Genomic DNA, 15,363 nt, shown 5'->3' with positions numbered 1-15,363 from the left:
AACAGCGGAATTCGACGACACATTCAACCTCTCCAGGACGCGCTGCACCTTTGCAAAATCAAGATGTACTACCCGGCGCATGGAGGTCCACTCGCCAGCAGGCAACGCATCGGTCTCGAAGCAATGCCGCGAGCCGCTCCCGCACCGAATATGAGGCTCAAGAGCAGGAATAGGGACCCTGTCACAAGTCCCCGTCTATGCACGCTATTGAGCGCCGAGCCGCCCTAAAGCCAGTGGCGTAGCTGCTAGACCACTTCGGCGGCTCCTAGGGCGCATTCACTGTCTACCCCTGGCTCAGCGCAGCCTTCGTCGTCCAGGCTGTTCGCATGATCGAGCCCTGTCGTACTACCCGGCTGTCCGGTGGCGGGGAGGAGGTCCGGGGAGGAGTCGCCGGAAGAGGTGCTGGACACCGTGTTCGGCCTGACTGAGGCGCAAAACCAAATTATGTGATTCTGCCAGCTTCGACAGGGATCGCATCAGCCGAGAGCGCGGCTGAGCATGGACTTGCGTCGATGCCGGCCCTGGAGGGCATGGCGACCGGAAACAGGAAGGGTCTGCTTGGACGCGGGAGCCCGCCTCGGGTCAGGCAGGCCATGTTTCACGTGAAACGTCACCATCCCGTGCTCCTGCGGGCAAACTGACGCGATATGGGCCTCCATTCGCCGGCACGTTCCTCCCCAGAGTCTTGACTGCGCCCGTTGTTTCTTGATGTTTCACGTGAAACGTCGTCCACTAGTGTTTCTTGCGGGCTAAGTGACGCGATATGGGCCTCCATTGGCCGGCCCGTTCCTGCTTGGGGCGGAAACAGCTCCCAAATTCCTCAACGTTTCACGTGAAACACCAGTAAATGAGGCAACATGGAACATCTAATTGATATGGCACTCTTAGATAAAGAGTCCAAGCTCCCCTTCTCGGTCCCGCCCTGCGTCCGGACTTCGGCGCGATTGAGGAGGGATCAGCCCTGAATCGCCCATCGTCTTCGATTGACCGGTCGTTTCCAAGCCACCCAGGCCCGTACTTTGGATTCCCTGAGCCATGAAGCTGCCTGGGCCTCGGGGGTCGTCCAGGGTCAACACTTGGCAGCTATGGGGGATAGACAAGGCCCTCCACCAGCGTTGAGACAGGTTCAGTCCGAATCTCCTCGGCGTCAACGCGTCCAGAATTTGTCCCGGTTGCCCTCTCTGGAAAACCCTCCGCGAGCCCCTCGCAGCCGCGTCGCCGTTTCACGTGAAACACTCCAAGGCGACCATTGATGCCGGCCGCTTCACCGGACTGAAAAGAAGCCCGATCACCACACCAAAGAAACACTGGAAGCCATCAGCGGGACCTATGACCCTTGCCAGCCGGCCAAAGAACTGACGAGACGTCCAAGGGGATTCCCGCGAAGCCTCAGGCGGGGGACCGACCAAGGCGCCTGGTCCAGAGCGCCCACAGCAGTTGAGGCTATCCCATCTGCCCCTGGTTCAGCAGCGGCGCCGACCCGACGTGCTTCCGGTTGCACCCCGACTGTTCCCTTGCGGAGCAACGCACTACACCCTCCCAGCGCCCCACGCATGTGCCCTTCCGACGCACGCGGACTGCCTTCCGACCCAACGGACCGTACCGCCGTGGCGCAGTCGGGATGTGCCCCTCGGACTCAGCTCTGCCCGGTCCGTCCGGCGCACCCGGACGTGTCCTTCCGACCCAACGGACCGTACCGTCGCGGCGCAGTCGGGATGTGCCCCTCGGACTCAGCCCCGCCAGGTCCGCCGGACGCAGCCCTGCACGATCCGCCAAACGCCGCCGGTGAAACGCCCCAGAAATCTATTGGTGCTGCTCCGCGCCGCACCTGTGACCCGCCGCTGGCGCGATGGGGGGATGGGGGTTCCGCTCCGCCGGCGTCCGTTAGTCAAGGCCCGACCGGGGCGTCGGGAGGGAGCCAGTCGCGATCCGCTCCAGATGGGGATGCGGGCAGGTCTGCGGCGGAGATGGATCCGTCTGGCAGGTCGGAGTCGTTGGCACCGTCCGGACCGTCAACGGCCCAGCCGACAAATATCCGGCGTCGACCACGGGGCACTGTCCGTTTGCTGTCCGAGGGACCTTTGAACTTTGGTGCTACGGCAAGTGGCCCCCGTGGTGCTTTCGCAAGAGAGTCCGGTGACATCGGCCCGTCACCCACGGCGCCAACCGTCGGTGGTCCGGGGCGCGCTGCCAGGCGATCCGTGGCGTTTCCTTTGTGCCGCTGTCTCGGGAGTCGAGCCGCCCGTCCGACACCGGCTCCTGGCTTCGCTGCAGGTGGCCACGGCCAGCGGCCCGTGGGTGCTCTTCGCAGGATATTGGGGTGCGTGACGCAACACCTCCTGGGGCAAACTTCGGCAGCAGTTTGTCAGTTCGTGGTGCCAGTTGGGCCTCCGTTGGTGGTCCGCTCCCGGGCCGGATCCGGCACTCGCAACGGGCAGTAGCCTCACTCCCGCTACGGAATATCGCAGTGTTGTCCACAGAAGTTATTCACATCGTTATCCACAGGCCCTGAGAGATTGTTCACACCCTGCGGCAGTACTCCACGGGAGAGTCTGCAGGTCGTCGCAAACTGCTAATCCTGCATGCCTCACGGATACTCTGGTTGGTACGCAGTGCAGCTTGGGGCTGGCGGGGAAGCGACTTCGAAAATGCGTCAAAATCACCGAAAAATTAACCCCTGCATGGCGATTTGACACCTCGCGTAAGGAGCCGCGGTAATCTGTGCCGACGACTGCAGTCATGTTTCACGTGAAACCGAATCGCCATTTCGGTAGCCTAGTCGGGAAGAGGCAAGACCGTTCTGCACACCCGCGGTCGAGCAGGCGAAACAGGTACTTACCGTCGATTAATCCACAAAGTTATCCACAGTAATATCCACCGCCTTATCCACCGGGGAATCCGAAAACTAAGGGACCCTCACGGGCTCCATGGAACCATCCCAGAAGCATCGCACGGTCCCGCATCCCGCCGTCAATCGGTACTACGGCGTACGCCTGTGGACGATGGCCAGTCCGATTCCGGACGGTGGGAGTCACCCTGCTGGTACCCGCCGCAGGAACCAACATTGCGACCGGACGGCGGACCGCGCCCTCCCAATCAGGCCCGCTGCGTATCCGTGCGCGGGCAAATCGGAAAGACACCATCACCTACGGCGGACCACCGAATCTTCGACCTCCCACAGGCGGCTCGGCTGGAGTCAGGTCGTTGCGAACTGCGCAATGGCCTTTGAGGAAAGATCATTCCGAATCGCCAATCGACCTCCGAGGGTCAACTGTCCTACCCTCAGGCACCCCGCGCGCCGCGGACTGCTGCCGCCGTGCCAGGGCCACGCCACGGCGTGGTCACAGAGCCAGTGGCCAGCAGCATGCGCCCCGGCGGAAGGTGCTTGAGGAGGGCCCTGCGGTATGCGTCCTACGGGAGAGTGAAGACTGGAGGGCCTGGGGGATGCACCCTACGGGGGAGTGAAGACTCGAGCGCCTGCGGGATGCACCCTACGGGGGAGTGAGGACTAGAGGGGCTTCGGGATAGATCCTACGAGGGAGTGAGGACTAATGGAGTCGGGCGACACTGCCGGCGTCGCAAGGCTGCATTGGACGCTGCGACAGGCAGCACCATGAATCATCCTCCGGGCTCCGCGATGCGTCCACCCGCAAATCCATGAGCCCCCAAGTCCATTGCGCCATGAGCATATCCAGCGGCGGGTTTCCACAACGCGGCGTCCACAGGATTGGACGAGACCTCCCGACGGGCTCACAGGCCGGCCTCGACTCCCGCCATTGAAGGTCCGGATGGATCCGGGCATTCCGCCGATTTCCCCAACAGGTCACAGTAGCTACGGCGCAGGTCCGCTTCTGCCCGGAGAAACCCAAGCAATCAAAGACAGCCACGGGCAAGATAGCCACTGGTTCCTGAAGTTCGCTGCAGCCCCCGTCGAGATGCTCGGAGTCCATTATGGCGCGCTTCTGAGGTCCGGTCCGCCGGGACGCTCGCTCGGAGTCGCCCCTTTGTTGCGAGATCACCATGCGCGACGGGGAAGCGGAGGAGACACCAACAGAGAACTAAGACAGAACGGAAGTCCACGGGGTCGAGGCTTTTGAGGAAGTACGGAAGTGTCTGTGCCCTTGAGGTGCCCGGACTGGGCTCGTCTGCCGCCGAATCCTGCTGAACGTTGAGCGACCGTCCGTGTAACAGGATGGGCCTCGCCGCAGACTGCACCGCGGAGCCGCGGCACCCCACGCCGCCACAAACCTCTTCGCTGGTTCCTATCGAGCTTCTCCCCGGCGTAGACAGCCATGTTCCGCAGCCACCTATTCCCACGATTACGCATTCGTCGACGCCACGCAGTGTGAGCTCGCTCCACCGATTTCCTGCCCGGTGGCTGCGCGGCCAGCGCCGGTCGGCAGGCTGGGAGGAAACCGGGTCAGGGGGCGTCGGCTAGACCGGGAGGGGTGCCGCAATGGCAAATGCCGGCGCCAGATGCTTCCCTTTGGCGTCCGGGTTGTTCTCCCTTCAACTGATGTCCCGCCCGAAACTATGTTGGGGGTGGTCTGCCAGTGGGCCCAAGGCCACGAGCAGGGGCAACTGGAGCTTCGCCTGGATGGTTATCTATAGAAGGGGATAACCGATAGGTAGACCATTTGGCCGGCATTCGGACGATTGGCGCTATGCCGCGGATGCTCCTCAATGGGCAAGGACCAGAAGGTGAACGCGTTCGTACGATACTCATGGTTACGGTGCCAAAGCCTCCAGGCCTTTGTTTGCCCTTGGGGCTCGGTGGGCACAGCGCCAAGTTCTCTGTCCTGCGTCAAGAACGCAGGTAGTCACAGCCTCGCCGGCAGTGTTTCACGTGAAACCTGGCCCGCTGCTCCGAACCGGCCATAGCGTCCCAGCTTCAGGGGCGATGACGTCAACGGTGACTGCCGGCTAGATAGCATCCCCAACGTCTGCCCACGCGCGGACGCCGAACGTTCAACACCCAGCGCGCGGACGCCCAACGCCCAACCCCTGAAGACATCGCACGCGGCTGGAGCGTTGAGTACCTCCGGCCCGGACGGACAAATATTGGGACTTACGCGATGAACGGCCAGAAGACTGACTCAAGTCCGGACTGAGGCTCGAATTTCGGGCTACCCCGAAGAAAAGCATCCAGAATTCCCGCGGCGAAGCGCGCGTGTCCGTGCAGTGTCGCGCATCCCCACCCGTCCTCGCGGCGCTCCATCAAGGGCCGGCAAAGCTGCCAGAGACGGAATGAGCGATCCTGCGGAAGATGGACGAGGCAACACAGAGGTGCATTCCGCAGCAGATGCGCCCAGAGACCGGGAATAGGAGACCTGGATGTCTTCTTGTTGGTGAAGGAAGCATTCCGGTCTATCCGAGGACTTAGGAACGCTGTCTACTACTGCGGCGGAACGTGACCGGTCCGTCGTACATAGTGGCGCACTTCTGCAGCTGAACCGTCTGGTGCAGTGCGCTGCGGTCCGATGCTGCCACGACGCCGTCCATACGCGGTCCTGCGGGCCCGCTATAGCCCGGGCTCGGGGGTCCCTGATCCCACTGACGCCGGCGCATAGGCAGACAAGCCCCACGGGCGTGGGCTCGTACAAGGGCAGTCGCAGCGCCCGCGCATCAGCGCCTGCGTGGGCACAGGGCCACGCAGGCCAGGCAATCGCCTTGGCGCAAAAGGTTGGATTGCCTAGAAGGACCAGGGACAGGACTCTCAACGTAGAGTGCAGATCCCGCGACGCAAAGGGGATCCCCGGCGCACAGCGCAGACCACTCAATTCAAACCCCGCGCACTCCAAACTCCACTCAATCCAAACCCCGCGCACTCCAAACTCCACTCAATCCAAACCCCGCGCACTCCAAACCCCACTCAATCCAAACCCCGCGGAGTCCAAGCCCCCGCAGGCCGAGCCACCAGAGGCCACGCCTGGCAGTCTGATGCGCCGTAGGCGCCAAAGAAGAAGGGCCTGTTTCACGTGAAACAGGCCCTTCCAGGAAGTATGCGGGATTAGCAGCCCTAGCTGGATGCTCCAGGCGACAAGACGTCCATGATGCGGTTCAGGTCCTCGACGCTGGCGAACTCGATGCTGACACGTCCCTTGCGGGCGCCGAGCGAGATCTTGACGTTGGTGTCAAGACGGTCAGACAGCGACGACGCCAGGTAGTCCAGCCGCTCATGGCGGGCCCCCGGCCTCGGGATGTTGTTCTTCGCCGGGGAGGCCGGACTCTGGTATAGCGTCACGGCTTCCTCGGTGGCACGGACCGACATACCCTCCGCGACAATCTTCTGAGCCAAGCGCTCCATGGCCGCGGCATCAGGAAGAGCCAGCAACGCACGTGCGTGGCCTGCGGAGATGACACTTGCGGCCACCCGGCGCTGTACAAGCGGGGGCAGCTTCAGCAAGCGCAGGGTATTGGACACCTGCGGGCGCGAGCGGCCGATCCGGTCCGCCAGCTGCTCGTGGGTGGTGCCGAAGTCTTCGAGGAGCTGCTGATAGGCGGCGGCCTCTTCGAGAGGATTTAGCTGGCTGCGGTGGAGGTTCTCCAACAGGGCATCGCGAAGGAGGTCATCGTCGGTGGTGTCGCGGACAATTGCCGGGATGGTTTCGAGGCCTGCGGCCTGCACTGCCCGCCAGCGCCGTTCACCCATGACCAGCTCGTAGGGTTCGCCACCCTCTTCAGTTGAAGTGCGGACCACAATTGGCTGGAGAACGCCGATTTCGCGTACGGAGTGCACCAGCTCTGCCATGTCGTCCTCATCGAAGACGGAACGGGGCTGCTTGCGGTTGGGATGAATGTCGGTGACCGGAATCTCGGCAAACCTGACGCCGGGGATGGCCACAAGTTCAACACCGTCATCGCCGTCGGTTTCGGGGGCCGAGTCGAACGCCAGCTGGGTGCCGGCGTCCGGTGCGGCCGGCTTCGTGGCCGGAGTCGATTTTGACACGGACGGCTTGCGGGGCGGCGCTTTCTTGGTTCCCGCGCTTACGGCGTCGGCGGGGGCGTCGGCGGTGAGCTCAGACGAGTCCCCGGTCTTGGCAGCTGCGGACGCAGCCGCCTTGGGCTGGGCTGCTTCGGGCTGAGGGTCGGGAACGTCAAGCAGTGTCTCGGTCTCGGGAGCCTTCTTCCGGGCCTCGGGAAAAAAGAGATCCACGGGCCGAGACGGGGCAGCACCATTTCCGGAGGCGTTAGCCGAGGCGGAACTTGGAATGAGTGCGCCAAGTCCACGGCCGAGGCCGCGTCGCTTATCGCTCATGGATAAATCCCTCCGGTGGAAGAGCCGGGACTCACCTGGCTCTGGCTAGTGCAATTCTTGAAAAGATTCTAACGTTCAGCGATTTCCGCTGCGGCTTCCAGATAGGACAAGGCACCGCTGGAAGAGGGATCGTACGTCATGACAGTTTGCTGATAGCTCGGCGCTTCCGAGATGCGTACCGATCGCGGCACCACGGCCCCCAGCACCTGCTGCGGGAAATGTTCGCGGACCTCCGCGGCCACCTGGGCTGCGAGATTGGTCCGGCCGTCGTACATGGTCAGCAGGATTGTGGAGACCACCAGATCAGCGTTCAGGTGCTTCTGGATCATCTCGATGTTCTTCAGGAGCTGGCTCAGGCCTTCAAGGGCGTAGTACTCGCACTGGATCGGGATGAGAACTTCGCCGGCCGCACAGAAAGCGTTGACCGTCAGCAGACCCAGGCTTGGCGGGCAGTCAATGAAGATGTAGTCAAGGCGTTCCTCGCCGTTCTTGGCGCGTTCCTTGGAATACACGTCGATTGCCCGGCGCAGGCGCTGCTCGCGGGCTACGAGGCTGACAAGTTCGATTTCAGCACCGGCCAGATGGATGGTGGCCGGCGCGCAGATCAGATTGTCGATGTCAGGGCACGGGGCAACGACGTCCTTTAGGGGCACGTCGTTAATCAGGACGTCGTAGATGCTGTCGACGTCGGCATGATGTTCAATGCCCAGCGCGGTCGAGGCGTTGCCCTGCGGGTCGATGTCGATCACGAGCACGTTCAGGCCGGCGGCCGCCAGGGCGGCGGCGATATTGACGGTGGTCGTCGTCTTCCCGACCCCGCCCTTCTGGTTGGAAACGGTGAAGATCCGGGTCTTTTCCGGTTTGGGCAGTTCCCGGCCCAAAAGCCGCTCGCGGCGCCTGTTCTCGTGTGCGAGCTCACGGGCGATGGGGCTGGAGTCATCGAGGGAGTCCAGCACATTGCCGGTCTGCGGAAGAGATGTTTCACGTGAAACACCAGCCATACCGGTGGTCTTTGCAACCGAAGCCGTGTGATTTCCGGAGTAGTCGTAAGCGACGGCAGGTGCCGTAAACGCCCGTGCGGACCCCAGGGACACAAACGGCGGAATCCGTTGTGTGGAGGCTTCGCTACTGCTCACTATGACACTCTCACTCTCGTTCGGCTTTACTGCCGGTTACTAGCCTAACCTCTTCCCCTCAGACTCCCCGGGCACCGGGGCCGGTGCTAGGCAATCTTTTGAGGCTTGTTCACTACGATTCGAACGACGGTAGTCGGTTCCTCGAGCAGGTCTTCGCCTACCACCACCACGGACGTCTCAATGCCGCCCAGCTTGCGGATGACCTTGGCCGCTTTCTCGATTTCCTCGCCGGCGCTGCGTCCCTTGATGGCCACGACCTCGCCCTTGCCGGCCAGGAGGGGGATGGTCAGTCCTGCGAGGTTGGACAGCGCGGACACCGCGCGAGCCGTGACGACGTCGGCGTTCACCAGTCCCACCGCAAGTTCCGCGCGGGTGCGCATGATCGTGACGTTCTCGAGCCCGAGGTCATCTACAACCTCCTGGAGCCAGATGACGCGGCGTTCCAGCGGTTCAATCAGGGTAAGTTCCAAATCCGGCCGGGCGATCGCCAGGCACAGGCCGGGCAAGCCGGCGCCGCTGCCGACGTCGGCCACATGGCTTCCGCGGGCAATCTGGCTCTCGATGACGGCGCAGTTAAGTACATGCCGGCTCCACAGCCGCGGGACTTCCCGGGGCCCTATCAGGCCGCGCTCGGTCCCGGACGTCGCCAGGTGTTCGACGTAGCGCTTCGCCAGGTCCAAGCGATCGCCGAAGATGGACTCTGCCGCCTTGAGTTCGGTCGCGGTAATTTCAACCATCAAGCTAGTCAACGGTTCAGTCTGCGGAGACTACGATGTGCCGGTCGGCGCCTTCGCCTTCGGACTCGCTCACGAGCCCCAAATCAGCGACGGCGTCGTGGACGATCTTGCGCTCGTAGGCGCTCATCGGCGCCAGGGCTACGGCCTCGCCGGACTCCTTGACGGCGGCGACGGCGTCCTCTGCTATCTTCTGCAGGTCGCCGGCACGCTCGGCACGGTAACCGTTGATGTCCAGCACCAGCCGGGACCGGTTCTCCGTCGCGGACAATACGGCAAGCCGCGTCAGCTCCTGCAGCGCCTCAAGGACTTCACCGTCGTTGCCTACCAGGCTTTCCAGCCCGGCCGATTCTTCCTCGGCCACGATTGAGATGTAGGTGCGTCCGTTACGGACCTCGATGTCGATGTCGCCGTCAATGTCCGCGATGTCGAGCAATTCCTCAAGATAGTCGGCAGCAACGTCGCCTTCTTCTTCAAGGCGGTTAGCGGAACCTGTTTTGGCGCCGTTCCCTTCTTGAGGGGCGTCCTGGGATGCCTCCTGGGCGTCATCCCGGACGTCGTCGAATTCGGGGGAAATAGCGTGTTCGGTGCTCTCGGCGGACATTACTTCCTCTTCCTGTTCTTACGTTGCGGCTGGACGCGCTGGGTCTTCGCTTCCACGGCGGCGGCAGCTGCGGCCTCTGCCGCCTCGGCATCGACCTTCTTACCGCCCAGGAGGGGCAGCGCGGGCAGGCCCTTGGCTGCACGGCGCTCGGCGAGAGCCTTGGCAGCCGGGGATCCGGGCGTCGGCATCCGGCGGATCACGAAGAACTGCTGCCCCATGGTCCAGAGGTTTGTGGTGGTCCAGTAGATCAGCACACCGATGGGGAAGTTGATGCCGCCGACGCCGAAGACGACCGGCAGGATGTAGAGCATCATTTTCTGCTGGCGCATGAACGGGCTGGCCAGGGCCTCTTCGGACATGTTCTTGGCCATGATCTGCTTCTGCGTGATGAACTGTGAGGCCGTCATGGCCAGGATCATCACGATCGAGAGGATCCACACGGCGACCTCGCCGCCAGCGGTGCTGCCGTGGAGCAGGGAGGCGGAGAGCGGGGCTCCGAAGATGGTGGACTCGTCGAACTGCTTGACCTGCTCGGCGCTCATGGCGCCGATGCCCTGGCCACTAACTTTGGCAGAGCTGATGCCGGAGAGGACCTGGAACAGTGCGAAGAAGAACGGCATCTGGATCAGCATGGGCAGGCAGGCCGAGAACGGGTTGGTGCCGTGCTTCTTGTACAGCGCCATTTGTTCCTGGGCCATGGCCTGGCGGGACAGTTGGTCTGTCTTGCCCTTGTACTTGTCCTGCATCTTCTTCAGGTCCGGCTGCAGCAGCTGCATGCCGCGCTGGGCCTTGATCTGCTTGACGAAGACGGGAATCAGGGCGGCGCGGATGACCAGCACCAGCCCGATGATGGACAGGGTCCAGGTCCAGCCGTTGGCCGGCGACATGCCGATGGTGCTGAGTCCGTCATGGAAGCCGACCATGATGGCCGAGACCAGCCATTTAAACGGGGCCAAAATTGTTCCAAAGATGTCCATACGATTCCCTATTCGTCAGACCGCACTGCGGCCTTCTCCATCAGGCTGAGCAGCCAGGTATATATCCGGATTGTTCAGCACAACAATTGTGGGGGTGCGGCCGGCCGGCCATTCCCGATGCCCGGCGGGGACGTGGTCCACACCACCGGCATTCCATGGATGGCAGCGCAACAGGCGCCGCGCGGCCAGCCAACTTCCTTTCACAGCACCGTGCACTGTGATCGCTTCAAGGGCGTAGGCCGAGCAGCTGGGGAAAAAACGGCACACCTGGCCGTAGAGCGGCGAGACCACCTTGCGGTAGGCCATCAGCAGCAGAATGAGGATGTTGCGCGGCAGGTTCCAGAACACTGTGCCCAACCGGCGCAGTGCGGATCCGAGGGTCACAACGGACGGACGGGGGACGACGGCGGCAGTTGAGTTATGCACGCGGGGTCCCTTCCTGTGTTGTCTCGTAAGAACCTGACGAAGCAGCCTTCGGAAGGCGGTTGCCCAGCCGTTTCATGTTTGTTTCCAAAGCGGCGTCATAGTCGGCGAGCAGCTGGTCCCAGCTGGCCCCCGCCGCAGCGGGCAGTGCCCGCACCACGATGGCGAACCCGCTGCCGTATTTCTGCAACGACAATGCGCCGGCTTCTCTCAGTCTCCTCTTAACGAGGTTCCTGACAACAGCGTTCCCGACACTCTTGGAAACGATGAATCCGATCCGGCTTGGTTCATCGGCAGCGAGAGCTGCCGTATATAACACTACGTTCCGGCGTCCATTGCGGACACCGGAACGTACAGTTGTTGAAAAATCGGTTGAAGTCCGCAGACGGTTCCTGGTGGCTAGCACCGTTAAACTCGCACAGGGATATGGACCGACGAGTCAGTTATTTAGGCCGACAGTTCGGTGCGGCCCTTGCCACGACGGGCTGCCAGGATGGCACGGCCGGCACGGGTACGCATACGAAGGCGGAAGCCATGCTTCTTGGCTCGACGGCGGTTATTCGGCTGAAAAGTCCGCTTGCTCACGTTAGTTACTCCAGTGGATCAAAGGTGCGCCCACCCGATCAAGGGGAAGAACTGGCCGACGCTAAGTTTTGGTATGTGCCACTTCCCCCGGACTCGCACGACGCGGGGCGTCGGGAGAGATTCAGATGAGGCGTAAAGCGTACACATGGGACTTCACAACGTTAGGGCTTGCCGACCTCCCGAGTCAAACCGGGGGTCCCGTCGCAACCTATCCCCAGCTGTGGCTAACCGCTCTGCGGGCCTGTGGATGAAGCCCGGTACAGGCCCCGTTCGAGAACCACAACGGTGTAATTATCCACAGGACTCAACCCAGCTATCTTCTGGCCTTTTCATCCCCTACAGTGTCTCAGTAACCCCTTATCCACGGACTGTGCATAACCCTGTGGATTAAGCAGGCCCGGTGCCCGCGCCGGACCGTGTGGATGCACGTAATGCAGGCCAGCAAGTTTTGAGGAACTGATTGATGACAGTAGACGAAGCCAACCAAGCCAACACTGTCGGAAGTTCCTGGCGGCGGGTTGTGAGCCTTCTGGAGAACGACCACCGTGTTTCACCACGGCAGCGCGGCTTCGTCATCCTCGCCCAGGCCCAGGGCCTGATCGGTTCCACCCTTCTGGTGGCCGTCCCCAACGAGCTCACCCGCGAAGTCCTCCAGACCCAGGTCAAGGAAGCTCTCGACGACGCTCTGCGGAACGTCTTCTCCGACGAGATTCGCTGCGCGATCGACGTCGACACCGACCTCGTGCCCCTCCACACCGAACCCGAGCCCGCCGTCGAACTTTCCCTCGTCGCCGACCCGACCGTGGAAGCGAAGCCGCAGCCGATGCTGCCAAGCACCTCGCACGAATTCGGCCGCCTGAACCCGAAGTATGTCTTCGACACCTTCGTGATCGGATCTTCCAACCGGTTTGCCCATGCGGCCGCTGTGGCTGTGGCCGAGGCGCCGGCGAAGGCTTACAACCCGCTGTTCATCTACGGCGACTCCGGACTGGGCAAAACCCACCTGCTCCACGCGATCGGCCACTATGCCCGCCGGCTCTACAGCGGGATCCGGGTGCGCTACGTCAACTCCGAGGAGTTCACCAACGACTTCATCAACTCCATCCGTGACGATGAAGGCACCAGCTTCAAGACGACGTACCGCAACGTCGACGTGCTGCTCATCGACGACATCCAGTTCCTGGCCGGCAAGGACCGGACGCTGGAGGAGTTCTTCCACACGTTCAACGCGCTGCACAACAACAACAAGCAGGTGGTCATCACCTCCGACCAGCCGCCCAAGCTGCTCGCCGGCTTCGAGGACCGGATGAAATCGCGCTTCGAGTGGGGCCTGCTGACCGACATCCAGCCGCCGGAACTGGAAACCCGCATCGCCATCCTGCGGAAGAAGGCCCTCAGCGAAGGTCTCTCCGCCCCGGACGATGCCCTCGAATACATTGCCTCGAAAATCTCCAGCAACATCCGCGAGCTTGAGGGAGCCCTCATCCGCGTCACGGCATTCGCCAGCTTGAACCGGCAGCCGGTGGACGTGGCCCTGGCCGAGATGGTGCTCAAGGACCTCATCACCGATGACGGCGCCCAGGAAATCACCTCCGCCCAGATCCTCACGCAGACGGCCGACTACTTCAAGCTCAGCATGGAGGAGCTCTGCAGCAAGTCGCGGACCCGCACCCTGGTGACGGCACGGCAGATCGCGATGTACCTGTGCCGGGAGCTGACGGATATGTCCCTGCCCAAGATCGGCCAGGAACTTGGCGGCCGCGACCACACCACCGTGATCCATGCCGACCGCAAGATCCGTGAACTGATGGCCGAGCGCCGGGTCATTTACAACCAAGTCACCGAGCTGACCAACCGGATCAAGCAGCAGCAGCGCAATTCCTGAGCTGAATCCTGTCCTGGCCGGACGCGCACTCTTACCTTATTAACAGGGCCCTGTGGACAACCCTGTGGATACTTAAGGGGACAACCGCGGTTAATGGGCTTAAAACCCTTAAGCCGCCTGTGGATCAGCGGATGGGCCAAAAAACTTGTCCCCATCCACACCCTGTTTAAAACCTCCGCCGCCCACAGCCCATGAACAGGGCTTAACCGCGGATTCCCGGGCCGAGATCGAGTTATCCACAGTTTCCACAGCAGTTATTAACACTACTAATCCCAAGAAAATGAAATTCCCTCAAATAACAATCTCGTTCCCGCCTCCCGCAGTGCCCCGGCCCGTTCCGGACCGGCACAGGAGACCGGCCCCGCAAACAACACTCATGTAAGCCGGGGATGGGAGAATCGCTCACCTTGGGGCTAAGCTGTCTCCAGTGCGTCCGTCCCGGACAACTTTTGTGGTTCCGTAACGGCCCAGGAAGCCCGGGAAGGGCGGACCATTCCCTTGTTGACGGAGTTCGGCAATCCCGCCGGGGTCTGTAGCAGCGTGAGAAGTTTCAGCGATTTCAGCACTAACAGCAGCAATGAAAGGCGGCACCCTTCCGTGAAGTTCAGAGTCGAACGGGACGTCCTGGCAGAAGCCGTGACATGGACCGCCCGGTCGTTGTCTCCGCGGCCGCCTGTCCCCGTACTTTCAGGCCTGCTCCTGAAGGCTGAAGCCGGTACCGTCAGCCTCTCGAGCTTCGATTACGAGACCTCCGCGAGGCTCGAAATCCCTGCTGACATCAGCGTGGAGGGAACTATCCTGGTGTCCGGCCGCCTGCTTGCCGACATCTGCCGCAGCCTGCCGTCCGCCCCGGTCGAGGTCGAAACCGACGGCAACAAAGTGACGCTCACGTGCCGCCGAAGCAGCTTCCACCTGGCCACCATGCCCGAGGCTGAATACCCGCCGCTGCCGGCTTTGCCCACGATCAGCGGCACCGTTCCCGGTGACTCGTTCGCCCAGGCCGTGTCCCAGGTCATCATCGCGGCCAGCAAAGACGACACCCTGCCGATCCTGACCGGTGTGCGGATGGAAATCGAGGATGATCTCATCACCCTCCTCGCCACTGACCGCTACCGCCTGGCCATGCGCGAAGTACCTTGGAAGCCCGCCACTCCCGGCATTTCCACGAGTGCCCTGGTCAAGGCCAAAACGCTTAACGAAGTCGCAAAAACGCTCGGCAGCAGCGGCGATATCAACATCGCCCTAGCCGACGACGACAGCAGGTTGATCGGTTTTGAGAGCGGCGGCCGGACCACCACCTCCCTTCTGGTGGACGGCGACTACCCGAAGATCCGCTCGCTCTTCCCGGACTCCACCCCCATCCACGCCACCGTGCAGACGCAGGAACTGGTTGAGGCCGTGCGCCGCGTCTCGCTCGTGGCCGAACGGAACACCCCTGTCCGGCTCGCCTTCACTCAAGGCCAGCTGCACCTGGACGCCGGCACCGGCGAGGACGCTCAAGCCTCCGAAGAGCTCGAAGCACAGTTGTCCGGCGAGGACATCACGGTGGCCTTCAACCCGCACTACCTGATCGAGGGCCTGAGCGTCATCGAAACCAAGTTTGTGCGCTTCTCTTTCACCACGGCACCGAAACCGGCCATGATCACGGCCCAGCAGGATGCCGAAGGCGAGGACCAAGGCGACTACCGCTACCTCGTCATGCCCGTCCGGTTGCCCAACTAACTGACAGTTGGCGGCCGTTTTGAGGACTCAGAACGGCCC

General features: G+C 62.4%; 10 protein-coding genes. 2 read left to right on the top strand and 8 right to left on the bottom strand.

Features of this window, described 5'->3' with window-relative positions; all coding sequences use genetic code 11:
* Positions 1-6,019 precede the first annotated feature (6,019 nt).
* From C8D78_RS09655 to rpmH, 8 genes are all read right to left on the bottom strand, one after another.
* The gene (locus tag C8D78_RS09655) at positions 6,020-7,258 is read right to left on the bottom strand and encodes a ParB/RepB/Spo0J family partition protein (RefSeq protein WP_120952946.1); all 1,239 of its coding nucleotides are present in this window, start codon (positions 7,256-7,258) and stop codon (positions 6,020-6,022) included.
* Between the two features lie 68 nt (positions 7,259-7,326).
* Complete coding sequence (locus tag C8D78_RS09650; protein WP_120952943.1) at positions 7,327-8,394, bottom strand: ParA family protein; 1,068 nt, start codon at positions 8,392-8,394, stop codon at positions 7,327-7,329.
* A gap of 86 nt (positions 8,395-8,480) precedes the next feature.
* A complete protein-coding gene (gene rsmG / locus C8D78_RS09645) occupies positions 8,481-9,131 on the bottom strand; it encodes a 16S rRNA (guanine(527)-N(7))-methyltransferase RsmG (RefSeq protein WP_120952940.1) in 651 nt (216 codons plus the stop codon).
* 16 nt (positions 9,132-9,147) lie between these two features.
* Positions 9,148-9,732, bottom strand: coding sequence for a Jag family protein (locus tag C8D78_RS09640; RefSeq protein WP_120952937.1), 585 nt, complete (start codon positions 9,730-9,732; stop codon positions 9,148-9,150).
* Entirely contained in the window at positions 9,732-10,709 is a 978-nt protein-coding gene (gene yidC, locus C8D78_RS09635) for a membrane protein insertase YidC (protein ID WP_120952934.1), read from the bottom strand. Before yidC ends, C8D78_RS09640 begins: the two co-directional genes overlap by 1 nt.
* A gap of 15 nt (positions 10,710-10,724) precedes the next feature.
* Positions 10,725-11,135, bottom strand: coding sequence for a membrane protein insertion efficiency factor YidD (yidD, locus tag C8D78_RS09630; protein WP_425266681.1), 411 nt, complete (start codon positions 11,133-11,135; stop codon positions 10,725-10,727).
* On the bottom strand, positions 11,128-11,538 hold the full coding sequence (rnpA, locus tag C8D78_RS09625) for a ribonuclease P protein component (protein WP_120952927.1): 411 nt from the start codon (positions 11,536-11,538) through the stop codon (positions 11,128-11,130). The genes yidD and rnpA overlap by 8 nt, the downstream gene beginning before the upstream one ends.
* Before the next feature lie 41 nt (positions 11,539-11,579).
* Positions 11,580-11,717, bottom strand: a complete 138-nt coding sequence (gene rpmH / locus C8D78_RS09620) for a 50S ribosomal protein L34 (RefSeq protein ID WP_003800212.1) — start codon at positions 11,715-11,717, stop codon at positions 11,580-11,582.
* A gap of 463 nt (positions 11,718-12,180) precedes the next feature.
* Between rpmH and dnaA the strand changes: the two genes are divergently transcribed.
* Positions 12,181-13,602, top strand: coding sequence for a chromosomal replication initiator protein DnaA (dnaA, locus tag C8D78_RS09615; RefSeq protein ID WP_120952925.1), 1,422 nt, complete (start codon positions 12,181-12,183; stop codon positions 13,600-13,602).
* A gap of 597 nt (positions 13,603-14,199) precedes the next feature.
* The gene (dnaN, locus tag C8D78_RS09610) at positions 14,200-15,324 is read left to right on the top strand and encodes a DNA polymerase III subunit beta (RefSeq protein WP_120952922.1); all 1,125 of its coding nucleotides are present in this window, start codon (positions 14,200-14,202) and stop codon (positions 15,322-15,324) included.
* Positions 15,325-15,363 lie beyond the last annotated feature (39 nt).

Origin of the sequence: Arthrobacter oryzae (assembly GCF_003634095.1) — a bacterium.
Classification (GTDB): domain Bacteria; phylum Actinomycetota; class Actinomycetes; order Actinomycetales; family Micrococcaceae; genus Arthrobacter; species Arthrobacter oryzae.
The sequence above is the reverse complement of the archived record's forward strand: the minus strand, read 5'-3'. Positions and strand labels throughout refer to the sequence as shown.